This is a genomic window from Streptomyces toyocaensis (genome assembly GCF_000725125.1).
GTDB classification, from domain to species: Bacteria; Actinomycetota; Actinomycetes; order Streptomycetales; family Streptomycetaceae; genus Streptomyces; species Streptomyces toyocaensis.
Window position 1 is genome coordinate 1 of sequence record NZ_JFCB01000037.1, and the last position, 23,879, is coordinate 23,879.

Sequence of the window (23,879 nt, forward strand, 5' to 3'; positions counted from 1 at the left end):
AGGCGACCCGGCCGCCGCGGCGCGGCCCGGGCGCGACGCCGCCGCCTCCTCCGGGCGCCCCGGGGACGCCGGGCGCGCGGCCGGGCGGCACGCCCCCGTCTCCGCCGGGTCCGGCCGGCGGGTACGTACCGACGCAGCTGGTGTCGGCGCTCGGCCCCGAGGGGCCCGGCACCCCGACGCCGCCTCCGCCGGGCGCGCCGAGTGCGCCCGGCGGGACGCCGCCCGGTGGTGTCCACCACGCCGCGACGATGTTCGCCGACCCGGGAGGGACGGGCGCGCCGGGTGCTCCCGGAACACCGGCGCCTCCCGGTGCTCCAGGAGCTCCCCAGCCGCCCGGTGCCCCGGGTGCGCCCGGCGCGCCCGGCGCGGCGGGAGGCGGCCGTCCGCCCGTGCACCACGCGGAGACCGTGCTGGCCGCGCCCCCGGTGGGCGGCCCCGGTGCGCCTCGCCCGCCGGCTCCGCCCGGTGTGCCCGGCGGTGCTCCCCCGATGCCGCCGGGAGCCGTGCCGCCGGGAGCCGTGCCGCCCGGTGTCCCAGGCCCCGGGCAGCCGCCGACGTACGGCTACCCGCCGCAGCCCACCGGTCTGCCGACCGTCGGGCCCGGCTATCAGGCCGTGCTGCGCTACCGCGCGCAGGACGGGTCCGAGCAGCAGCTGATCCGGCGTTCGGCGCCGGGCACGCCGCACCCGGAGTGGCAGATCTTCCACGAGCTGCGCGCCATGAACGTACCGCCGGACCAGGTGCTGGAGCTGCACACCGAACTGGAGTCGTGCGCGCTGCCGGGTGCGTACTGCGCGCGGATGATCCGGGAGCAGTGGCCGCAGGCGCGGATCACGAGCATCGCCCCGTACGGCACGGATCACGCGAGCCGGCAGCAGGGCATGCGGCAACTGCTGGCTCATCAAGGGGAGTTGCACCAGGTGGCGGACGGCCCTGCGCGGCCCGCGCCGGTCCGCGCACCGATCCCGCCGGTGCAGCCGGCGCCGCCGGTCCCGCCGGAGGCCGTCGCGCAGGAACTGGCGGGGGCGTTCGGGCCGGGTGTGTTCCGCTTCGAGCAGGCGGCGGTGTCCCGGCAGGGCGTCCCGCCGGTCGTGGCGCACACGCTGGTCGCGGCGGGACTGCCGCTGGACATGGGCCCGTTCTTCTGGGCGCAGGCGCAGCCGGGCCGCCCGGTGCCGACGCTGGCGGAGCTGGCGGCGGAGCGGGGTGTGCAGGCGGCCCCGGACGCGGGCTCGTACCTGGTGATGGGCAGCGACTTCGGCAAGGCGATCTGCGTGCAGTACGGCACGGCGAACATCGTGGCGGTGCCGGTGGAGGCCGGACCGGGCGGGGTGCCGGTGCCCCCGCAGTTCGTGAACACCGGTCTGCCGGAGTTCGCGCGCTGTCTGGCGCTGCTGGGCCGGATGTGGCGGCTGCGGTTCGGGCTGAACCAGGAGCAGGCGGGCCGCTGGACCGTGGACTTCCAGGCGCAGCTGGCGGCGCTGGACCCGGCGGCACTGGGGTCGCCGGAGAGCTGGTGGTCGGTGCTGCTGGAGCAGATGTGGGACGGCCTGTTGTGATCCGCCGCCGCTGAACCCTGTCCGACGTGAGGAGCCGGGCCCGGTCGTGGGACGACCGGGCCCGGCTTCTGCGTGCCCGCTCCGCGGAGTGTCGCGTTATGAACACTTCCGTGTGATCCATCAAGATGTGCGCGATTCATCCCATTTCGTACTCGGTCGTCGTGGTGGGCTTCGTGTCCGTCGGTGGAGAGGGGTTCCAGGGTGAGCAGCGCATCGGTGTCGTCGCAGGGCTTCGAGGTGGTGCGGGGGCGTGGCTACCGTCCCCTGCAGGTGATCGCGTACGTCGAGGCACTCTCGGACGAGCGTGACGCCGCCTGGGAGCGGGCGGCGCGGCTCACCGTGCTCGCCCGCGAGATGGAGGAGGAACTGGAGCTGCTGCGCGCACGGGTGGCCGCGCTGCCTCCGCAGACGTACGAGTCGCTCGGGGAGGGCGCCCGGCGGCTGTTCGAGCTGGCCCGGGAGGAGGCGACGGCCGTACGGGAGGCGGCCCGGCAGTGGGCGCAGGACGCCGTGGACCTGGCGCGGGACGAGGCGGCGGGCGTGCGGGGCGCCGCTCAGGCGTACGCGGACACGGTGCGCGCCGGGTCGGACGAACGCGCCCGTGAGCTGCTGCTCGCGGCCCGCGAGGAGGCCGACGGCATCCGGATCGAGGCCCGGCTGGAGGTGAGGGAGGGGCGCGGGCGGACGCTGGCGGGGCTGCGGGAGATGCGGGAGCGCACCTCCGTGATGCTCGCCGAGGCAGCCGGGGAACAGGCGGCGCGGCTGGACGAGGTGGAGCGGGAGGAGGCCGGACGGGCGGCCGCGCTGGACGCCCGTCAGACGGAGGCGGAGGCCCGCGCGCAGGCCGCGCTGGCCGAGGCGCGGCAGGTGTTCGCCGACGCGGAGGAGGCGGCCCGCCGCCGCGCGGAGGAGGCGGAGGAACGCGCGGCGGAAGTGCTCGCCGAGGCGCGCGCCCGCGCGGAGGGCATCGCGCGGGAGACCGAACGGGTGCTGCGCGACCACGCCGACCGGCGGGAGGACGTGCAGACGCACATGGACCACGTGTGCGCCAGCCTCAGCGCGCTGACCGGCCGCGTGGTGGAGTGAGCGCGTTCACGTCCTCCTGCGTGCCGCCCCGGCGAGGATCCAGCCCTCGACCGCCTCGTACTGGCGCCGCTGTTCCTCCGCCCGGGCCCGTCCGGAGGCCACCGTGCCGAGCCAGCCGCAGAGGAAGCCGGCGGGGATGGAGAGCAGGCCGGTGGTGGTGAACGGGAACCAGTTGAAGTCGGCGTCGGGGAAGGCGGCGACGGGCGAGCCGGAGACCAGGTTGGTGCCCGGCATCAGCAGCAGGACGGACAGGGAGCCGCCGATGAGGGTGGCGAGCAGGCCCGTGCGGGTGTAGCGGCGCCAGAAGAGGCTGTAGACGAGGGCCGGCGCGATGGCGGAGGCGCCGAGGCAGAAGGACAGCGTGACCAGGGGCTGCAGGCTGTGGTGCTGCACCAGGGTGGCCAGCAGGATCGCGGGGACGCCCACCGCGAGCGCGGCGAGGCGGGCCAGGATCATCTCGCGGCGCGGCGACATCTCCTGGACGCGGGCCGCGAAGACGTCGTGGGCGAGGGAGTTGGCGCAGGCGAGGATCATTCCGGCGACGGACGCCAGGACGGTGAGGAAGATGGCCGTGGTGACGGTGGTGAAGAGGAAGGTCTCCGCCGTGGACACCTCCGGGCCGAACGCGGCCCGCGTGCCCAGCAGATAGGCGGTGTTGCCCCGCGGGTCGGCCTGGGCGATCGCGGCCCTCCCGACCAGCGCCGTCGCGCCGAAGCCGATGACGGTGATGACGAGCACGAACAGCGCCACACCGGACACCGCCCAGGACATCGAGCGGCGCACCTGGCGGGCGCTGGAGGCGGTGTACATGCGCATGGTGACGTGGGGGAGGCAGGCGCCGCCGAGGACGACCGTCAGCTGCGAGGTGATCATGTCGAGACCGGGACTGGCGCCGCCGCCGAACTGCAGGCCGGAGGCGAGGAACGCGTCGCCCACGCCGCTGCCCGCCGCGGCCGCGTCGAGCAGGGCGCCCGGGTCCCAGTCGAACCGGTTCAGGACGAGGGCGGCGACGACGATGCCGGAGCCGAGCAGCAGCACCATCTTCAAGATCTGGATGAGGGCGGTGCCCTTCATGCCGCCGATCGCCGCGTAGCTGATCATCAGGGCGCCCACGCCGACGATGCAGCCCGTCTGCAGGGACTGGCCGGAGAAGCCGAGGATGAACCCCATCAGCTGTCCGGTGCCGGCGAGTTGCACCAGCATCAGCGGCAGCAGCGCGGCGAGGGTGACGACGCTCGCGGTGATCCGTATCCCGCGTCCCTGCGGCATGCGCAGGGCGAGCGCGTCGCCCATGGTGAACCGGCCCGCGTTGCGCAGGGGTTCGGCCAGCAGGAACATCAGCAGCATCAGGGACAGGGCGGTGCTCAGCGCGAGCACGGTCCCGTCGTACCCGAACAGCGCGATGACGCCGCCGGTGCCGAGGACGGTCGCGGCGGAGATGTAGTCACCGGCGATGGCCAGGCCGTTGCGCAGGGGGGAGAGGGAGCCGTAGCCGGTGTAGAACTCGTCGAGGTCGTCCCGGTCGGGACCGGTCATCACACACAGCAGCAGGGTGACCGTGGCGACCGCGGAGAAGCCGACGAGGGCCATGGCCTGCGTGTCGCCGCCGGACTGCGGGTTCATCGTGCCGCCCCCCCGCTTGGCGTCCAGCGCGGCCTGACGGCGGATGAGGCCGGCGAGGGGGTCGACGCGGCGGCGGGCGGTGCCCTCGTACAGGGCGATCGCCATCCAGGTGACGGGCACTTGGAGCACGGCGAGGAGCAGCCCCGTGGGGACGCCGTCGGTGACGGTGCCGGTCATGAAGGACGGGGCGAACGCCGACAGGACCAGGAAGAGGACGAAGTACCCGAGTGCGGTGAGCGTGGCGGTGCGGCGCTGCCAGCGGTAGGCGGTGCGCAGGCGGCGCAGGTCGGAGTGGTGCCCCAGCGGGGCGTGGTGGGGGGTGCGCCTCGGTTCGGGGGCGGGCGGGGCGGGCGGGGGCCGCCAGGGGTAGGCGGCGGAGGAGGGGGAGGCGGCGTACGGGGGCCGCGGGTGGGGGGCCCGGTGTCGGTGGGGGTGGTGCCGGTACGGGTCGGTGGACATCCCGTTCTCCTTGCGGGGCTCGGTCCGTGCGGGGACGGCAGGGAGGGGGTGGGGAGCGGATCCCGCACGCTACTCGCGCGTACGGGGGTGCGCTGCGTTTTGGCCGAACTGAGCGGTCGGTATGCGCTTACCGCGCCGTCCCTGGGTCCGGCCCGGGGTGTTACCCGGATTAACTCAGACCTTTGTGGCATGAACTCCCTTGACTGGCCTCCGACTTGACCCTGACGCGACGGAAGGGTGGAGGCTCGGGTGCGCCCGTGGGAGGAGCCGGCCCCGAGGCGGAGTCCGCCCGTCGGTGGAGAGCCCCTAGGGGTACCTCCGTACTACGGCTCGGGGAGGGTTCGTACCGGCGGAGGACGAGAAGGGGACGGAGCCGCCCATAACCTGGCTTCACGCCGCCGGGGGGTGGCCAGGTACAGCGGCGGGGGTGGGGTTTTCCTCAGGAAAAGACTGCGCTGAACACCAGGGCGCCCGACCCCCTCCCACCGCGAGACTGAAGCACGTCGCACCACAACGCACCGAACGGCCGCCGGATACGGAGGGCGGGCGCCGGGGCACCGCGTTCACTTTGCTGACCGACATAGGAGACTTACCGTGACATCGGCTGTGACCATTCCCAGGCACGGGGGCACTGGAGGGCGAACGGCCGTTGCCGCTCGGGCGCGGCAGGTCGTGAAGGCCTACGGGTCGGGCGAGACCCGTGTCGTCGCCCTCGACCACGTCGACGTGGACATCGCCCGCGGCCGGTTCACCGCGATCATGGGCCCCTCGGGGTCCGGCAAGTCCACGCTGATGCACTGCCTCGCCGGGCTCGACACCGTGACCTCCGGGCAGATCTACCTGGACGAGACCGAGATCACGGGCCTGAAGGACAAGAAGCTCACGCGGCTGCGCCGGGACCGGATCGGCTTCATCTTCCAGGCGTTCAACCTGCTGCCGACGCTGAACGCCCTCGAGAACATCACGCTGCCGATGGACATCGCCGGCCGCAAGCCCGACAGGGCCTGGCTGGACCGGGTCGTGGAGACCGTCGGGCTCGCCGGGCGGCTCAAGCACCGGCCGACGCAGCTCTCCGGCGGCCAGCAGCAGCGGGTCGCCGTGGCGCGGGCGCTGGCCGCCCGGCCGGAGATCATCTTCGGTGACGAGCCGACCGGGAACCTCGACTCCCGCGCGGGCGCCGAGGTCCTCGGCTTCCTGCGCCGCTCGGTCGACGAGCTGGGCCAGACCATCGTGATGGTCACCCACGACCCCGTCGCCGCCTCCTACGCGGACCGGGTGCTGTACCTCGCCGACGGCCGCATCGTCGACGAGATGCACCAGCCGACCGCCGAACAGGTCCTCGACCGGATGAAGGACTTCGACGCCCGGGGGCGCACGTCATGACCGTCCTCAGGACCTCGATGCGCAACGTCTTCGCGCACAAGGGACGCATGGCGCTGTCCGCGGTGGCGGTGCTGCTGTCGGTGGCGTTCGTGTGCGGGACCCTGGTGTTCACGGACACCATGAACACCACGTTCGACAAGCTGTTCGCGGCCACGTCCTCGGATGTCACGGTGAGCGCCAAGAGCGCCTCCGACACCGGCGAGACCAGGTCCGGCAACGGCAAGCCGCCGGTGATCGCGGCCTCCGTGGTCGACGAGGTGCGGCGTGCGGACGGTGTGGAGTCGGCCGAGGGCGCGGTGTTCTCCACCTCGGTGACCGTCGTCGACGCCGACAAGGGCAGCCTCTCGCCGACCGGCGGCGGACCGACCATTGTCGGCAGCTGGAACGCCAACGAGGCCCGCACCATGGAGATCACCACCGGTGCGGCGCCCGAGGGCGCCGGCCAGATCATGGTCGACGCCGACACCGCCGACAAGCACGACCTGAAGCCCGGTGACGAGATCGGCGTGATCACCGCGGTCGGCACGCACACCGCGAAGATCTCCGGCATCACCGACTTCACCGTCACCAACCCCGGCGCGGCCATCTTCCACCTCGACACGAAGACCGCGCAGCGGACCCTGGTCGGCGAGAGCGGCGTCTACACCAACGTCAACGTCACCGCCGCGGCCGGTGTCAGCGACGCGCAGCTGCAGAAGAACGTCGTGGCCGAACTCGGCGGCGGCTACAAGGTGCAGACCGCCAAGGAGAGCGCGGACGCCAACAAGGAGAGCGTCGGCGACTTCATGAACGTCATGAAGTACGCGATGCTCGGCTTCGCCGGGATCGCCTTCCTCGTCGGCATCTTCCTGATCATCAACACCTTCTCCATGCTGGTCGCCCAGCGCACCCGGGAGATCGGCCTGATGCGGGCGATCGGCTCGTCCCGCAAGCAGGTCAACCGCTCGGTGCTGGCCGAGGCGCTGCTGCTCGGCGTCTTCGGCTCGGTCCTCGGCGTCGGCGCGGGCGTCGGCCTCGCCGTCGGGCTGATGAAGCTCATGGGCCTGATGGGCATGGAACTGTCCACGGACGACCTCACGGTGGCCTGGACGACCCCCGCGCTCGGGCTGCTCCTCGGTGTGGTCGTCACCGTGCTCGCCGCCTACCTGCCCGCCCGGCGGGCCGGGAAGATCTCCCCGATGGCCGCGCTGCGCGACGCCGGTACCCCGGCGGACGCCAAGGCCGGATGGATCCGTGCCGTGACCGGCCTCGTCCTCACCGGCGCCGGCGGCTCCGCCCTCTACCTGGCGGGGACCGCGGACAAGGCCGCCGACGGCTCCCTGTGGCTGGGCCTGGGCGTGGTGCTGTCCCTGATCGGCTTCGTCGTCATCGGCCCGGTGCTGGCGAGCGGCATGGTCCGCGTCCTCGGCGCGGTCCTGCTGCGGGCCTTCGGCCCCGTGGGCCGCATGGCCGAGCGCAACGCCCTGCGCAACCCGCGCCGCACCGGCGCGACGGGCGCCGCGCTGATGATCGGCCTGGCGCTGGTCGCGTGCCTGTCGGTGGTCGGATCCTCCATGGTCGCCTCGGCCACCGAGGAACTCGACAAGACGGTCGGCGCCGACTTCATCGTCCAGAACGACGACATGCAGGAGATCGTCCCGCAGGCCGTGGCCGCCGTGAAGGCGACGCCGGGGCTCGACCGGGTCACCGAGTACAAGTGGACCGAGGCGGACTTCACCACACCCGACGGCAGGACCACCGACGACACCGCGATCACCGCCGCCGACCCGACGTACGCGACCGATCTGCGGGTCGAGACCGTCGCCGGCAAGCTCGCCGACGCCTACCGGCCCGACTCGATGTCCGTCCACGAGGACTTCGCCGAGGACCACGGCGTCACCGTCGGTTCGACGATCGACGTCGCCTTCAAGGACGGCCGGACGGGGACGCTGACGGTCCGCGCCATCACCAGCAGCGAGGGCGTGGTCGACGCCGGCGCGATGTACACGTCCATCGACACCCTCGCCAGGTACGTCCCGGCCGACAGGATGCCGCTGGACGCGCTGGTCTTCGCCTCGGCGGCGGACGGGCAGAAGGAGGCCGCGTACAAGGCGCTGAAGGAGTCGCTGGACGGCTTCCCGCAGTACGAGGTGCGCGACCAGACCGACTACAAGGAGGCGCTGAAGGACCAGATCGGCCAGCTGCTGAACATGATCTACGGTCTGCTGGCCCTGGCGATCGTCGTCGCGATCCTCGGCGTGGTGAACACCCTGGCCCTGTCGGTGGTGGAGCGCACCCGGGAGATCGGCCTGATGCGGGCCATCGGCCTCTCGCGCCGGCAGCTGCGCCGCATGATCCGCATGGAGTCGGTCGTGATCGCCCTGTTCGGTGCCCTGCTGGGCCTGGGACTGGGCATGGGCTGGGGAGCCACCGCGCAGCAGCTCCTCGCCCTGGAGGGCATGAAGGTCCTCGACATCCCGTGGCCGACGATCACCGGCGTCTTCATCGGCTCGGCCTTCGTGGGCCTCTTCGCGGCCCTGGTCCCGGCCTTCCGCGCCGGCCGCATGAACGTCCTGAACGCCATCGCCACCGACTAGCCACCGCACACGGGGGTTGCGGGGGAACACCCGGCGCCGGACAGTCCTCGGGGGGACCGTCCGGCGCCGGGTACGTGCATGTCGCGCACCGGCTCCGGGCGCGTTGTCACCCGGGGACCGTCCGGCTCCCCAGGGGCGCGGGGAACCGCGCCACCGGCCCCGACCGGGCCGCAGCCGCCCACGGGCCGGCGGGGCCACCGCGAGAAGGTCCGGCGCCCCCTCCGCGGAGCGCACCGGCGGACGTCATCCACAGCCCCCGCGCCCGCGGACGCGGCGACGTACCCTGGACACCCCCGGCCCGCAGCGCGCGTCGGGCCCGTCGTGTTGCACACCCCCGGACGGAAAGCGCCCCCGAATGAGCCTGCACGGTCTGCTCGACGCCGTAGTCAAGGACACCGCCCTCGCGGAAGCGATCACCGCGGCCACCGACGGCAACCGCATGCACGTCGACCTCGTCGGCCCGCCCGCGGCCCGTCCCTTCACGATCGCCGCCCTGGCCCGCGACACCGGCCGTCCCGTGCTCGCCGTGACGGCGACCGGCCGCGAGGCCGAGGACCTGGCCGCGGCCCTGCGCTCGCTCCTCCCGCCCGAGGGCGTCGTGGAGTACCCCTCCTGGGAGACGCTCCCGCACGAGCGGCTCAGCCCCCGCAGCGACACCGTCGGCCGCCGCCTGGCCGTCCTGCGCCGACTGGCCCACCCCCGCCCCGACGACCCGGAGACCGGCCCGGTCTCCGTCGTCGTCGCGCCGGTGCGCTCCGTGCTCCAGCCGCAGGTCAAGGGTCTGGGCGACCTGGAGCCGGTCTCCCTGCGGACCGGTGAGAGTGCCGACCTGAACGAGATCGTCGAGGCCCTCGCCGCCGCCGCGTACGCGCGCGTGGAGCTGGTGGAGAAGCGCGGCGAGTTCGCCGTCCGCGGCGGCATCCTGGACGTCTTCCCGCCCACCGAGGAACACCCCCTGCGTGTCGAGTTCTGGGGCGACGACGTCGAGGAGATCCGCTACTTCAAGGTCGCCGACCAGCGCTCGCTGGAGGTCGCCGAGCACGGCCTGTGGGCCCCGCCGTGCCGCGAGCTGCTGCTCACCGACGACGTGCGGGAGCGCGCGCGGGCCCTCGCCGAGCTCCACCCGGAGCTGGGCGAACTGCTCGGAAAGATCGCCGAGGGGATCGCCGTGGAGGGCATGGAGTCCCTGGCGCCGGTCCTCGTCGACGACATGGAGCTGCTGCTGGACGTGCTGCCCCGGGGCGCCATGGCCGTCGTCTGCGACCCGGAGCGGGTGCGTACGCGCGCGTCGGACCTGGTGGCGACCAGCCAGGAGTTCCTGCAGGCCTCCTGGGCGGCGACGGCCGGCGGGGGCGAGGCGCCCATCGACGTCGGCGCCGCCTCCCTGTGGCCCATCGCGGACGTCCGCGACCGGGCCCGCGAGCTGGGCATGATGTGGTGGTCGGTGTCGCCGTTCGCCGCCGACGAGACACTGGAGGCGGACACCCTCAAGCTCGGCATGCGCGGCCCCGAGACCTACCGCGGCGACACCGCGCGGGCGCTGGCCGACACCAAGGGCTGGCTCGCCGACGGCTGGCGCACGGTGTTCGTCACCGAGGGCCACGGCCCGGCCGCCCGCACGGTCGAGGTGCTCGGTGGCGAGGGCATCGCCGCGCGGCTCGACACGGATCTCGGCGAGATCACCCCGTCCGTCGTGCACGTCGCGTGCGGCTGCATCGACCACGGCTTCGTCGACCCGGCCCTGGGGCTGGCCGTCCTCACCGAGACCGACCTGACCGGCCAGAAGGCATCCGGCCGCGAGGGCGCCCGGATGCCCGCGCGGCGCCGCAAGACCATCGACCCGCTCAGCCTGGAGGCGGGCGACTACATCGTCCACGAGCAGCACGGTGTGGGCCGCTACATCGAGATGGTGCAGCGCACCGTGCAGGGCGCCACCCGCGAATACCTGGTGGTGGAGTACGCCCCCGCCAAGCGGGGCCAGCCCGGCGACCGGCTGTACATCCCCACCGACCAGCTCGAACAGATCACCAAGTACGTCGGCGGCGAGGCGCCCACCCTGCACCGGCTCGGCGGCGCGGACTGGACGAAGACCAAGGCACGCGCCAAGAAGGCCGTCAAGGAGATCGCCGCCGACCTGATCAAGCTGTACAGCGCGCGCATGGCCGCCCCCGGCCACGCCTTCGGCGCCGACTCGCCCTGGCAGCGCGAGCTGGAGGACGCCTTCCCGTACGCGGAGACGCCCGACCAGCTCACCACCATCGCCGAGGTCAAGGAGGACATGGAGAAGTCGGTCCCCATGGACCGCCTGATCTGCGGCGACGTCGGCTACGGCAAGACCGAGATCGCGGTACGGGCCGCCTTCAAGGCCGTACAGGACGGCAAGCAGGTCGCCGTACTCGTCCCGACCACGCTGCTGGTGCAGCAGCACTTCGGGACGTTCAGCGAGCGGTACGCGCAGTTCCCGGTGGTCGTGAAGGCACTGTCCCGCTTCCAGACCGACACGGAGGCCAAGGCGGTCCTGGAGGGCCTGAAGGAAGGCTCGGTGGACGTCGTCATCGGCACCCACCGCCTGTTCTCCTCCGAGACGAAGTTCAAGGACCTCGGCCTGGTCATCGTCGACGAGGAGCAGCGCTTCGGCGTCGAGCACAAGGAGCAGCTGAAGAAGCTGCGCGCCAACGTCGACGTGCTGACCATGTCCGCCACGCCGATCCCGCGCACCCTGGAGATGGCGGTCACCGGCATCCGCGAGATGTCGACGATCACCACGCCGCCGGAGGAGCGGCACCCGGTGCTCACGTTCGTCGGCCCGTACGAGCAGAAGCAGATCGGTGCCGCGATCCGCCGCGAACTGCTGCGCGAGGGCCAGGTCTTCTACATCCACAACCGGGTGGAGTCGATCGACCGCGCGGCGGCCCGGCTGCGCGAGATCGTGCCCGAGGCGCGGATCGCCACCGCCCACGGGCAGATGTCGGAGTCGGCGCTGGAGCAGGTCGTCGTCGACTTCTGGGAGAAGAAGTTCGACGTGCTGGTGTCGACGACGATCGTGGAGTCGGGCATCGACATCTCCAACGCCAACACGCTGATCGTCGAGCGCGGCGACAACTTCGGCCTCAGCCAGCTGCACCAGCTGCGCGGCCGCGTCGGCCGGGGCAGGGAGCGCGGGTACGCGTACTTCCTGTACCCGCCGGAGAAGCCGCTGACGGAGACCGCGCACGAGCGGCTCGCCACCATCGCCCAGCACACGGAGATGGGCGCGGGCATGTACGTGGCGATGAAGGACCTGGAGATCCGCGGCGCCGGGAACCTGCTCGGCGGCGAGCAGTCCGGTCACATCGCGGGTGTGGGCTTCGACCTGTACGTGCGGATGGTCGGCGAGGCGGTCGCGGACTACCGGCGTCAGCTGGAGACCGGCGAGATCGAGGAGGAGCCGCCGCTCGAGGTCAAGATCGAGCTGCCCGTCGACGCGCACGTCCCACACGACTACGCCCCCGGCGAGCGGCTCCGTCTCCAGGCGTACCGGGCGATCGCCTCCGCCAACAGCGAGGAGGACGTCAAGGCCGTACGCGAGGAACTCGTCGACCGCTACGGCAAGCTGCCGGAGCCGGTGGAGAACCTGCTGCTGGTGGCGGGCCTGCGCATGCTGGCCCGCGCGTGCGGGGTCGGCGAGATCGTGCTGCAGGGCACCAACGTCCGCTTCGCGCCGGTGGACCTGCGCGAGTCGCAGGAGCTGCGGCTCAAGCGCCTGTACCCGGGCACGGTCGTCAAGGCCGCGGCGCACCAGGTGCTGGTGCCGCGCCCGAAGACCGCGAAGGTGGGCGGGAAGCCGCTGGTCGGGCGGGAACTGCTCGGCTGGGTCGGGGAGTTCCTGACGTCGGTGCTCGGTTCCTGAGGGGCCCCGGCGCGGACAGGGGTCCGTCCACGGCGGATGCCGCCGTGGACGGACCCTGACGCGTGTGTGAGGTCCTAGGGCTGGTCGGGGCGGTCGCGGTCCATGCCGAGCCGGCGTTCGGCCTGCTGCTGCCCGGTGTCGATCTGCTGCTCGTACTTTCCGCCGGTCCTCTCGTTCGCCTTCTTCTCCGCGGCGTCCGAGGCCTGCCTGGCCTTGTCACGTGCCGCCTTGTTGCTCTTGAACTTGTCGAGGATGCCCATCCAGAGCTCCTTCCGGAGTGACTCAAAACCGACGATACGCGCGCTGTGGGGCGAATGCCCAGATGGCCGCCGGTCTGGTCTGGACCTCTTGCCCGTTACGGTGAGTTCCGGGATCGGACCGCCCCCGCCGGGGCAGGAATACAGGAGAACAAGGGAGGGGCGCGGTGACGCGGAACATGGGGTGGGGCGGACGGCTCCGGCACACGGCAGGCGCGGTGACCGCCGCGGTGGCGCTGCTCGCCGGGTGCGAGGGACTGCAGGACTCCGGGTCCCCCGCCGGCGGCGGGAGCGGGGCCGCGGCGCCCGACGGCCGCGCCGTCAGCCCGCTGGACAACCCCGACGGCACCGCGCCGGGCCTCGCGCCCGTGACCGGCGAGAAGGACCGCGCCGCGGCCGTCGCCCTCATCGAGAAGGTGACCACCAAGGGCCGGGGCCCGAAGACCGGGTACGACCGCGACGAGTTCGGCTACGCCTGGATGGACACCGCCGACGGGGTGCCGCTCGCGAGGAACGGCTGCGACACGCGCAACGACCTGCTCCAGCGCGACGGCCGTGAGCTGCGCTTCCGCTCCGGCTCCAACTGCGTCGTGGTCGCCATGACCCTGGCCGACCCCTACACCGGCAGGACCATCGAGTGGCGCAAGCAGCAGGCCGCCGAGGTGCAGATAGACCACGTCGTGCCGCTCTCCTACAGCTGGCAGATGGGCGCCTCGCGCTGGCCGGAGTCCAAGCGGCGGCAACTGGCGAACGACACCCTCAACCTGATCCCGGTCGAGGGCCGGGCCAACTCGGCCAAGAGCGACTCCGGCCCGGCGGCCTGGCTTCCCCCGAACAAGGGCGTCCGGTGCGCCTACGCGGTCCGCTTCGCGCAGGTCGCCGTCAAGTACGAGATGCCCGTGACGCCGGCCGACCGGCGGATGATGCTGGAGCAGTGCGGCGGCTGAGCGGGGCGGCGGGCGCCCGCTGGTCCCCCGGTCTCAGAAGGAGCCGTTGCCGAGCAGCTCGCCGTCGGCGTCGTAGACGGTGACGAGGCCGTTGTCGCTCTGCTTCCAGTCGGCGAAGGCGGAGGCGATGAGCTTGGCGGGGCCCGTGCCCTCGCCCATGATGCCGCCGGTGAAGTCCGTGTAGACGTCCGCGGCGTCGAGGATGTCGTTCTGCTCGTCGGCGCCCTGGACCTTGGTGACGTGGGAGACGGCCTCCTTCTCCTGGGCCGTCCCGTTCTTCTTGACGAACGCCTTGAACTGCTCGGCCTGGGACGCCTTCTCGACGCCCTTGTCCTCGGCTGACCTGGTGTCCGACCCACCGTCCGACGTGGTGCCGCCGGACTGCCGCTGCGCGGACGCGGAGGCTCCCTTGCCGGTGGAACCGCCGTCCGAGTCCCCGGAGTTCGCCGAGACGGCGCCGATGACGGCGATTCCCACGACGGCGCCCAGCGCGATCTTGCTCTTCATGCCCATGACTGTGTTCCCTCCCGAGGCTGCGACCGCCACCTGCTGACGGTCACCCGTTCGCGGGGTCAATAAGAGCAGACGCTGTGAACCGAGTCAACGCAATTCACAGGAGTTGAGGGATACACACGCGTGAATCCGTGGATGCGCGTGCCTCGCTATGCTCGTCGCCACACACGGGACAGAGGGAAAGCGGGGCGGGGTGCCGGGCATGCAGGACAACGCGACAGAAGTGACCGCGGCCGGGATCGCGCGACTGGCAGGCGTCGGCCGCGCCGCCGTGAGCAACTGGCGACGGCGGCACGCCGACTTCCCCCGGCCCGTCGGCGGCACCGAGACCAGCCCCTCGTTCGCGCTCGCCGAGGTCGAGGACTGGCTGCGCCGGCACCGCAAGCTCGCCGAGGTCCCCCTCAGGGAGCGCGTCTGGCAGCAGCTCGCCGGTCACCCCGCGGGACCGGTCACCGCACTCACCCACGCCGGCTGCGTCCTGCTCCTCATCCACGACCGCTCCCCGGTCTGGCTGGAGGTGAGCTCCGGCACCGATGAGCGACTCGCCGCGATGCTCCCCGCGGCGCTGCAGCAGGTGCTCACGCCGAGGCTGGACGAGGCCTGCGGTTCACCTGTGAACTCTCCGGGAGCTGTGAACTCCTTCGCCGCGGCTCCGGCCGCCACCCCGGCCCTCGAACTCCCCACCGCTCCCCGGCTGCTCCCCTCCGTCCCCCTCCTGCGCGGTGTCGCCGAACTCGCCGCCGAGTTCGGCGCCCGGCACACCTTCGAGTTCCTGCTCGGCCGGCACCTCGACGCCAACCCGCGCCAGTACACCCTCACCCCCGCCGACCTCGCCGGACTCATGGCCGACCTCGCCGGCACACCCCGCACCGTCCTCGACCCGGCCTGCGGCACCGGCGCCCTGCTCCGCTCCGTCACCCCCCGTCCCGGACAGGCACTCCACGCCCAGGACAACGCCCCCGAACTCGCGGCCCTCACCTCGCTCCGCCTCGCCCTGCACACCCGCGCCCGCGTGCACGCCGCCGCGGGCGACGCCCTGCGCGCCGACGCCCACCCGGGGCTGCGGGCCGACGCCGTCCTGTGCCACCCGCCGTTCAACGAGCGCAACTGGGGACACGACGAACTGGCCTACGACCCGCGCTGGGAGTACGGCTTCCCGGCGCGCGCCGAGTCCGAGCTGGCCTGGGTGCAGCACGCGCTCGCCCGGCTGAGGGACGGCGGCACCGCCGTGCTGCTGATGCCGCCCGCCGCCGCCTCCCGCCGCTCCGGACGCAGGATCAGGGCCGACCTGCTGCGCCGGGGCGCGCTGCGCGCCGTCGTCGCGCTGCCGGTCGGCGCGGCACCCCCGTACAACATCCCGCTGCACCTGTGGGTGCTGCGCCGGCCCGAACAGACGCCCGCGCAGCCGGAGGTGCTGCTCGCCGACGCCGGGCGGTTCGCCGTGGAAGGGCGCGGCGGCCCCGACTGGCCGGGAGTGCGGGAGGCGGTCCTCGACGCGTGGCGCGCCTTCGACCGGGCGGGCCGGCTCGACGAACGGCCGGGACTGGCCCGCTCCGTGCCCGTCATCGAACTCCTCGACGACGACGTCGACCTGGCACCGGCCCGCCATCTGCCGCCCCCGGCCGCCGCGGACGGCGCCGGACGCCTCTCCGCCGTGCGCGGCCGGCTCGACGAGACGCTGCGCCTGACCGCCGAACTGGCCCCGCCCCCCGTGGATCCCGGGCCGCCCGCCGCCTCCGGTCGGCTGCCCCTCACCACCGTCGGCGAACTCGCGCGCGGGGGCGCCCTGGTGATGCGTACGGGCGGAAGCGGAGGCCACGCGCGCGTGCCCGTGCTCACCGACCACGACGTCCTCTCCGGAACCGCCCCCTCCGGGACGCTCCCGGAAAGCGAGGAGGAAGCGGTGCTCACCGAACCGGGCGACGTCGTCGTCCCCGTGCTCGGTGGAGGCGCCGTCGCACGGGTCGTCGACGAGACGACCGCCGGAGCCGCCCTGGGCCGCAACCTCGCGCTGCTGCGCCCCGACCCCGCCGCGCTCGACGCGTGGTTCCTCGCCGGCTTCCTGCGCGGCACCACCAACAACCGCCAGGCCAGCAGCTACGCGTCCACGGCCACGCGGCTCGACGTGCGCCGCCTGCAACTGCCCCGGCTCCCGCTCGACGAACAGCGGCGCTACGGCGCCCGCTTCCGGGCCCTGGACGAGTTCGAGCGGGCGCTCAGGCGGGCGGGCCGGCTCGGCGAACAACTCGTCCGCGGGATGTACGACGGCCTGACCGACGGGACGATCCCCCCGGACTGAGGTGCCGGACGGGCACCCGCGCGCGGGACTTCGCGCAGCCGGACGAAGTGATCAGTACGACAACGGTTCGGTACATCAGGGACCCGTTGTCCCTGTCGGCCTATACGCTCGGAGTCTCGCACCGAGTTCCCATCGGCTACACCTGTCCAGGAGCAGTCATGTACGGCCACGGCGTGGCGCCGCCCCCACCCAGCGCGGCATCGGTCATCACGCAGCGCGTGCTGTACGCCGCCGCCGGCGTCCTGTGCTGCGGTCTGCTCGCCGCCGTGCCGTTGTTCCGCGTCGCGTTCCTGCGCGGACGGCTGCTCGACTGGGTGGCGGCCTGGGTGAGCATCCCGCTGTCCATAGCCTGCCTGGCGGTGGTCGGTGCCCTCCCGGAGTCGGACCGCCGCACCGACGTCGCCCTGGCCGCGGTGCTGATCCTCGGCGCCGCGGCGAGCGCGTACTACCTGACCGTGGACATCCGCCTCCACCGGCGGCAGGGCCCCTACGCGGCCCAGATGCCGCCGTCGCCGCACCCCACGACGACGCACGCCCCCGGCGTCCACACCCCGTACGGCTACCCGCAGCAGTCGTCGCCCTACGGGCCCACGCCCGTTCCGCAGCCGCAGGCCCCGCACACCCCCGCCCCGCACACGCCGGTGCCCCCCGCCCCCGTACCGCCGCAGTCGCAGCCGCCGCAGCGTCCCGCGCCGGCCCGGATCGACCAGGTGCGTGCCGAGCTCGACGAACTCAGCGACTACCTGCGCCGCCAGGACGGCCGGCAGCACGGTCAGCAGGGCCACGACGAGGGCGGAAGGTGAGCGTGACGACGGGACGTGTCGTCGCCGGCCGCTACGAACTGTCCACGCTCATCGGGCAGGGCGGCATGGGCCAGGTGTGGACGGCGTACGACAAACGGCTGGACCGGCGGGTGGCGGTGAAGCTGCTGCGCCCGGACAAGGTGGCCGGCCAGGAGGCCGACGAACTGCGCCGCCGCTTCGTGCGTGAGTGCCGGGTGACCGCCCAGGTGGACCACCCCGGCCTGGTCACCGTGCACGACGCGGGCAGCGAGGGCGAGGAGCTGTTCCTCGTCATGCAGTTCGTCGACGGCGCCGACCTCGGCGACCACCTCGCCGAGCACGACCCGTACCCGTGGCAGTGGGCGGTGGCGGTCGCCGCGCAGCTGTGCGCCGTGCTGAGCGCCGTGCACGCCGTGCCGATCGTCCACCGCGACCTCAAGCCGCGCAACGTGATGGTGAAGCAGGACGGCACGGTCACCGTGCTCGACCTCGGTGTCGCCTCCGTGATGGACGCCGACACCACCCGCCTGACCCACACCGGCACCCCGATCGGCTCGCCCGCCTACATGGCCCCGGAACAGGCGATGGGCGGCGCGGTCGGCCCGTACACCGACCTGTACGCGCTCGGAGTGCTGATGCACGAGCTGCTCAGCGGTGACGTGCCGTTCGCCGGCTCCACGGCGCTCGGGGTGCTGCACCGGCACCTGTACGAGCCGCCGGTGCCGGTGCGCCGGATCCGCCCGGAGGTGCCCGAGGCCCTGGAGTCGCTGGTGCTGCGGCTGCTCGCCAAGGACCCGCAGCACCGTCCTGACTCCGCGCAGGAGGTCTACGAGCACCTGTGGCGGCTGCTCCCGGCGCGCGGAACGCCCACCGGCTCGCCCCTGGACCCCACCCGCCCCTTCCTGCGCCCCCACGCCCCCTGGCCGGACCGCGCGCGCACGCCCGCGCCCCAGCCCGCACCCGCCGCGCCGCCCGCACCCGTGGCGGGGAAGGCCGATGTCGCCGCCGCCGTGGACGAGGTGAAGCGGCTGCTCGGCGAGGGCCGCATCACCCAGGCCGTCGACATCCTCGGCTCGATCCTGCCCGTCGCCGCCGACCAGCACGGAGAGCACTCCCCGGTCGTCCGCACCCTGCGCAAGCAGTACGCGGCCACCCTGCTGGACGACGGCCAGTACCGGCGCGCCCTGCCGGAACTGCGCCGCCTCGCCGACGAACGCGCCGCCGAGGCGGGCCAGGCCGACCCGCAGTCCCTGCGCCACCGCTACGAGGCCGCCCAGTGCCTGGAGCAGCTCGGCGAACCGGCCGCGGCGCTCGCCGAGTACCGGGCGCTGCTGACGTACTACGAGAACCAGTACGTGGCGGCCGGCGACCCGCAGCTCGCCCACGACGTCCGCCGCCGCATCGGCCATCTGCTGCTCGCCCTCGGCGACCGGGCCGCCGCGCACGACACGCTGGTGCGGCTGCTGCACGACGTGGAGCGCCTCCAGGGCCCCGGATCCCCGCTGGCCGCGGAGATCCGCCGCACCCTGCAGTGGCTGGGCCAGGTGCGGGGATAAGGGGTGCGGGGATAACCGGACAGCGGGCCGCAAAGGGGCCATACGGCCGGACGGCGCGGCGGGGCGGTGCCGGAAGTCCCGGTGAATCGTTGGTCGAATGGGTTGGCCAGAGCTTGGCCGATGCCTACCATCGATCACCGCAAGACTTTGTGCACCGCCGCACAAGCTCTCCTCAGGAGGTCTCCTTGCACCGCCGCCGTCGCACCGCGCTCCTCCTCACCGCCGCGATCGCGGCGGCACCCCTGCTCACCGCCTGCGGAAACGACGCGCACCCCGGTGCCGCGGCCGTGGTCGGCGGGGAGCGGATCACCGTGTCGCAGCTCGAGGACCGGGTCGACGAGGTCCGCGCGGCACAGCGGGCGGCCGTACCGGACGAGGCGCAGTACCAGCAGGCCATCGCGCGGACCGGCAGCCTGACCCGCGACACCCTGCAGGGCATGGTCCTGGACCGGGTGCTGGAGCGCGCCGCGCGGGACGCGGGGGTGACGGTCACGGACCGCCAGGTCCAGCAGATGCGGTCCGGTCTGGAGCAGCAGGCCGGCGGTGGGGAGGCGCTGGAGGCCGCCTGGCTCCAGCAGTACGGCATCCCGCCGAAGCGTCTCGACGCGAACCTCCGCCTCCAGCTCCAGGCACAGAAGCTCGCCCAGCAGCTCGGCACCGACACCAGCCGGCCCGAGTTCTGGCAGGCCCTGTCCGAGGCGAGCAAGGAACTCGACGTCGACCTCAACCCGCGCTACGGCGACTGGGACGTGGAGAAGAGCAGCCGGGTCGACGCCAAGACGCCGTGGGTGCGGGACGTCACCGCGGTCCCGGCGCCGCAGGGCCTCTGACCGGGCCTGTGGACAACCGGCCTGTGGACAACTCGGGGCCCGTCGGCCGGGTGGGCTAGTTTCGGAGCGTGAACGCAACCAGCCCCGCACCGACCCCCGAGGCCGCCCCCGGCCGTGTCGTCCTGCTCACCACCAGCCACCGCGTCGCGCCCGGCCTGCTGTCCTGGCCGGCCTGGCGGACCCTGCACGCGGCCGACCGGGTGCTGTGCGCGGACGCCGCCCATCCGCAGCTGCCGTACCTGCGGGAAGCGGGGATATCCGTCGAGGAGGCGTCGCCCGCCGCCGAGGACGTCGTGGACGCCTGCGCGGGCGGCCGGACGGTCGTGGTCGTGGCGACGGGGGAGGGCGAGCCGGCGCTGACCGACGGGCTGGCGCGGCTGGCCGGGTCCGGCCGGGTGCGGATGCCCGAGCTGGAACTGCTTCCCGCCTCCTACGACCTGCCGGGCGCCCGTCTGCTCGACCTCGTGCAGGTCATGGACCGCATCCGCGCCGAGTGCCCGTGGTCGTCCCGCCAGACCCACAGGGGCCTGGCGAAGTACGGCATCGAGGAGGCGTACGAACTCGTCGAGGCCATCGAGGAGGGCGACCGCGAGGAACTGCGCGAGGAGCTGGGGGACGTCCTGCTCCAGGTCGTCTTCCACGCCCGGATCGCCGAGGAGCACCCGGAGGAGCCGTTCTCCGTCGACGACGTCGCGGGCGGCATCGTGGACAAGCTGATCCACCGCCATCCGCACGTCTTCGGTGAGGAGACGGCGGACACTCCGGAGGACGTCAAGGCGCACTGGCTGCGCACGAAGGCGATCGAGAAGCGGCGCGAGTCCGTGACCGACGGCATCCCCCTCGGTCAGCCCGCCCTCGCCCTCGCCACGAAGCTGGCGTCCCGTGTCCGCACCGCCGGCCTCTCCGTCCCCCTCCCCACGGGCGAGGGCATCGGCTACGAGCTGCTCGCCCTGGCGGCCGGCGCGGAGGCGGAAGGCGTCGACCCGGAGGCGGCGCTGCGGGCGGCGGCGCGGGCGTACCGCGACGCCATCCGCTTCGCGGAGGGCGGTCGGGGCGAGGGCTGAGCGAGGGTATGGGCGGCAGGGTCTTCGTCGTGCCGTGCCCGCCAGGGGCGCGGGGAACTGCGCGAACAACCACACCGCACCCGCACCCGCCCGACGTCCAACCACCCGAGCTCTTCCGCGCCACCGGAGCTCTCCCGCGCCGTACGGCTCCCCGCGCCGTACGGCTCCCCGCGCCGTACGGCTCCCCGCCCGTTAGGGTCGCCGCATGCATGACCAGCCCGCCGCCTCCGCCCCGCAGGGTCCCGTTCCCGAGCTGTTCAGCTGGGAGTTCGCCGCCGATCCCTACCCCGCCTACGCCTGGCTCCGTGAACACGCCCCCGTGCGCAGGACCCGGCTGCCCAGTGGGGTGGAGGCCTGGCTGGTCACGCGATACGCCGACGCCAAGCAGACCCTCGCCGACAACCGCCTGTCCAAGAATCCCGCGCACCACGACGAACCGGCGCACGCCAAGGGCAAGACCGGTATCCCCGGCGAACGCCAGGCGGAACTGATGACGCATCTGCTGAACATCGACCCGCCGGACCACACCCGGCTGCGTCGACTGGTCAGCAAGGCGTTCACCCCGCGCCGGGTCGCGGAGTTCGCGCCGCGCGTGCAGGAGCTCACCGACGGACTCATCGACCGGTTCGCGGACAGCGGCTCCGCCGACCTCATCCACGACTTCGCCTTCCCGCTCCCCATCTACGCCATCTGCGACCTGCTCGGCGTCCCGCGCGAGGACCAGGACGACTTCCGGGACTGGGCGGGCATGATGATCCGTCACGGTGGGGGACCGCGCGGCGGAGTGGCCCGGTCCGTGAAGAAGATGCGCGCTTACCTCGCCGAGCTGATCCACCGCAAGCGGGAGGCGCTGCCCGCCGATCCCGCACCCGGCGAGGACCTCATCTCCGGCCTGATCCGCGCCTCCGACCACGGTGAGCACCTCACCGAGAACGAGGCCGCCGCCATGGCGTTCATCCTGCTGTTCGCGGGCTTCGAGACCACCGTCAACCTCATCGGCAACGGGACCTACGCCCTGCTCACCCACCCCGGCCAGCGCGCCCGCCTGCAGCGGGCCCTCGCCGCCGGCGACCGCGGACTGCTGGAGACGGGCGTCGAGGAACTCCTGCGCTACGACGGTCCGGTGGAACTCGCCACCTGGCGGTTCGCCACCGAACCGGTCACCATCGGCGGGCAGCGCGTCGCGGCGGGCGACCCGGTCCTCGTCGTCCTGGCCGCCGCCGACCGGGATCCGGAGCGCTTCGCCGACCCGGACGTGCTCGATCTCGGACGGCGCGACAACCAGCATCTGGGCTACGGCCACGGCATCCACTACTGCCTGGGGGCTCCGCTGGCCCGCCTGGAGGGCCAGACCGCGCTCGCCACGCTCCTGACCCGCCTTCCGGATCTGCGGCTCGCGGTGGAACCGGCCGTACTCCGCTGGCGCGGCGGGCTCATCATGCGCGGACTGCGCACGCTTCCCGTGGAGTTCACCCCTCCGCGCGCGTGACGGACCAGGCGACCTTTCCGTGCCCCCGGATCGGTGAACGCAAACATGACACACCTTCAACTCTGTGATCTTCACGTGATCTGTGCGGCATTAACTTGTGACAAGTGATCGACTGCCGATACGTTCACCCATCAAGTGCGGTGGCTCGAGCTCTTCTCACCGCGCCGGTCATCGCTGTCGTGTGAAAGGTCTCCGTATGCTCTCCGGGAACGGTCGTCACCGTCGCCCCCGTCAGGCTCCGGCTCTTCTCGTCGCGGCCGGAGTGACCGGCTCCGCCATCGCCATCCCCCTCCTCGGTGCGGGCAGCGCCAGTGCGGCCGAGGGATTGAACTGGGACCGGGTCGCCGAGTGCGAGAGCGGCGGCTCCTGGAGCCAGAACTCCGGCAACGGTTACTACGGCGGTCTGCAGCTGACCCAGGAGGACTGGGAGAAGTACGGCGGCCTGGACTTCGCGTCGAGCCCCGACCAGGCCAGCCGCGGCCAGCAGATAGCCGTGGCCGAGAAGATCCTCGCCGACCAGGGTGTCGGCGCCTGGCGCACGTGCGGACTGCTCGCGGGCCTGGACCAGGACGCGCCCCCGGCCGATGTCGACACGGGTGTGGCCGACGGTTCGACATCGGACGAGACGGATGCGCGGGATGCGTCGGAGTCGCGCGACCCGTCCGCTTCCTCCCCTTCGTCCTCTCCCTCCGTCTCCCCGTCGGCGACCGCCGGCGGGGAGGAGACCCCGGAGGCGTCGACGGATGAATCGGGTAAGCCGGACAACTCGGCCGAACCAACCGCCGGTTCGGACCGTGACGCGGACGCCGGCTCCGGCGCTTCGTCCTCACCCTCGTCCGGCCCTGAGGGCGGCGAGTCGGACAAGTCAGGACAGAGCGGTGATGCTTCGGCCGCCACCGAGGGCACCGGTCGTCATCGCGGCGCCAGCGCCGGGGAGGACGAGGAGCGGGACCGTGCGTCCGAATCCTCCGGCCGGCACGCCTCGCGCGGACTCAATGCCTGGGGCGGCACGGTCGGCGACTCCTCGGACGAGAGTGACGGTGGTGGCCTCTCGTCGGTCACCGATTCCCTTGCGGCCGACGACGGATGGCGCGCGCTCCACGTGGTGAACGAGCAGCTCATCGGCGGCGGTCCGGGCATCGTCTAGCCGGGTCGGGGGCTTGCGGCCGGGGAGGGAGCGGGTGGAGGGCGACGCCTGAAAATGCCCGCGAAAGGCGGCAGTTGACGTCATAATTCGCGTCGAATGTCCGATTTAAAGGCTGTGAGAGATAGGTCTCAGAAGCCCTGATCGTCTTTGAAATTCCGCGGATCGCGTGCCTACGGTCGTGACCGCTCGCCACCGCGGGCCCCGGCTGCCGCCACGCCGAATCCTGCCAGTGGCAGCACGGGAACAGTCGTCGCGTCATGCGCCGCAGGCAGGAGCGGGGGACCCAGGTAAGCGCCGCATCCGGGCAGTTGACGCCGGATACGGCTTGGGGTGAAGCCGCGTCCCGGGAGGGACGCGGCCGGGCAACTCAACCGGCCCGAACCCGACAGCTCACCTCGTAGGCGTCGGTGAGGGGATCCA

16 protein-coding genes, 1 pseudogene and 1 riboswitch are annotated in these 23,879 nt (G+C 72.9%); of the genes and pseudogenes, 13 read left to right on the plus strand and 4 right to left on the minus strand.

From position 1 onward, the window contains the following. Together BU52_RS28545 and BU52_RS28550 are read left to right on the plus strand one after the other, a co-directional pair. The coding region (locus BU52_RS28545) for an SUKH-4 family immunity protein (protein ID WP_037939911.1) at positions 1-1,559 on the plus strand (1,559 nt) is incomplete at its 5' end. Positions 1,560-1,760: 201 nt separating this feature from the next. Next, complete coding sequence (locus BU52_RS28550) at positions 1,761-2,645, plus strand: hypothetical protein (protein ID WP_037939861.1); 885 nt, start codon at positions 1,761-1,763, stop codon at positions 2,643-2,645. A 6-nt stretch (positions 2,646-2,651) separates the two neighbouring features. On the opposite strand, the gene BU52_RS28555 is transcribed toward BU52_RS28550, so the two are convergent. Together BU52_RS28555 and BU52_RS36575 are read right to left on the minus strand one after the other, a co-directional pair. Then, the gene (locus tag BU52_RS28555; protein ID WP_037939912.1) at positions 2,652-4,268 is read right to left on the minus strand and encodes a sodium/solute symporter; all 1,617 of its coding nucleotides are present in this window, start codon (positions 4,266-4,268) and stop codon (positions 2,652-2,654) included. Between the two features lie 51 nt (positions 4,269-4,319). After that, a pseudogene (locus BU52_RS36575) lies at positions 4,320-4,727 on the minus strand (DUF485 domain-containing protein); the annotation flags it as partial. Between the two features lie 594 nt (positions 4,728-5,321). Between BU52_RS36575 and BU52_RS28560 the strand changes: the two are divergent. The 3 genes from BU52_RS28560 to mfd all read left to right on the plus strand — a co-directional run bounded on the left by BU52_RS28560 (position 5,322) and on the right by mfd (position 12,575). Further along, on the plus strand, positions 5,322-6,110 hold the full coding sequence (locus BU52_RS28560) for an ABC transporter ATP-binding protein (RefSeq protein ID WP_037939863.1): 789 nt from the start codon (positions 5,322-5,324) through the stop codon (positions 6,108-6,110). Then, positions 6,107-8,686 (plus strand): ABC transporter permease, encoded by a 2,580-nt coding sequence (locus tag BU52_RS28565; RefSeq protein ID WP_037939864.1) that lies wholly within the window; start codon positions 6,107-6,109, stop codon positions 8,684-8,686. Before BU52_RS28560 ends, BU52_RS28565 begins: the two co-directional genes overlap by 4 nt. 355 nt (positions 8,687-9,041) lie before the next feature. Then, the gene (gene mfd, locus BU52_RS28570) at positions 9,042-12,575 is read left to right on the plus strand and encodes a transcription-repair coupling factor (protein WP_037939866.1); all 3,534 of its coding nucleotides are present in this window, start codon (positions 9,042-9,044) and stop codon (positions 12,573-12,575) included. Positions 12,576-12,649: 74 nt separating this feature from the next. Here the strand turns inward: mfd and BU52_RS28575 are convergent, their stop codons facing one another. Continuing rightward, a complete protein-coding gene (locus BU52_RS28575; protein ID WP_037939867.1) occupies positions 12,650-12,835 on the minus strand; it encodes an antitoxin in 186 nt (61 codons plus the stop codon). A gap of 176 nt (positions 12,836-13,011) precedes the next feature. Between BU52_RS28575 and BU52_RS28580 the strand changes: the two genes are divergently transcribed. Beyond that, a complete protein-coding gene (locus tag BU52_RS28580) occupies positions 13,012-13,779 on the plus strand; it encodes an HNH endonuclease family protein (RefSeq protein ID WP_037939913.1) in 768 nt (255 codons plus the stop codon). Between the two features lie 33 nt (positions 13,780-13,812). Here BU52_RS28580 and BU52_RS28585 read toward each other — a convergent pair whose 3' ends face one another. Further along, complete coding sequence (locus BU52_RS28585) at positions 13,813-14,292, minus strand: hypothetical protein (RefSeq protein ID WP_037939868.1); 480 nt, start codon at positions 14,290-14,292, stop codon at positions 13,813-13,815. Between the two features lie 202 nt (positions 14,293-14,494). Here BU52_RS28585 and BU52_RS28590 point away from each other — a divergent pair, with 202 nt between their 5' ends. The 7 genes from BU52_RS28590 (at position 14,495) to BU52_RS28620 (ending at position 23,459) form a co-directional block, all read left to right on the plus strand. Further along, the gene (locus BU52_RS28590) at positions 14,495-16,591 is read left to right on the plus strand and encodes an N-6 DNA methylase (RefSeq protein ID WP_037939914.1); all 2,097 of its coding nucleotides are present in this window, start codon (positions 14,495-14,497) and stop codon (positions 16,589-16,591) included. Positions 16,592-16,749: 158 nt separating this feature from the next. Then, positions 16,750-17,394, plus strand: a complete 645-nt coding sequence (locus tag BU52_RS28595) for a membrane protein (RefSeq protein ID WP_037939869.1) — start codon at positions 16,750-16,752, stop codon at positions 17,392-17,394. A 38-nt stretch (positions 17,395-17,432) separates the two neighbouring features. Beyond that, on the plus strand, positions 17,433-18,929 hold the full coding sequence (locus tag BU52_RS28600) for a serine/threonine-protein kinase (RefSeq protein WP_268747629.1): 1,497 nt from the start codon (positions 17,433-17,435) through the stop codon (positions 18,927-18,929). 185 nt (positions 18,930-19,114) lie between these two features. After that, positions 19,115-19,759 carry a SurA N-terminal domain-containing protein gene (locus BU52_RS28605; protein WP_037939872.1) on the plus strand — a complete coding sequence of 215 codons (645 nt, stop codon included), beginning with the start codon at positions 19,115-19,117 and terminating at the stop codon, positions 19,757-19,759. Positions 19,760-19,827: 68 nt separating this feature from the next. Further along, positions 19,828-20,823: a nucleoside triphosphate pyrophosphohydrolase gene (locus tag BU52_RS28610; protein ID WP_037939873.1), complete on the plus strand. Its 996-nt coding sequence runs from the start codon at positions 19,828-19,830 to the stop codon at positions 20,821-20,823. A gap of 205 nt (positions 20,824-21,028) precedes the next feature. Continuing rightward, positions 21,029-22,312 (plus strand): cytochrome P450 family protein, encoded by a 1,284-nt coding sequence (locus BU52_RS28615; protein WP_037939875.1) that lies wholly within the window; start codon positions 21,029-21,031, stop codon positions 22,310-22,312. 262 nt (positions 22,313-22,574) lie between these two features. Beyond that, positions 22,575-23,459 carry a transglycosylase family protein gene (locus tag BU52_RS28620; RefSeq protein ID WP_435857018.1) on the plus strand — a complete coding sequence of 295 codons (885 nt, stop codon included), beginning with the start codon at positions 22,575-22,577 and terminating at the stop codon, positions 23,457-23,459. A gap of 250 nt (positions 23,460-23,709) precedes the next feature. Further along, a riboswitch (cyclic di-AMP (ydaO/yuaA leader) is annotated at positions 23,710-23,878 on the plus strand. The last annotated feature ends 1 nt before the right edge of the window (position 23,879 follow it).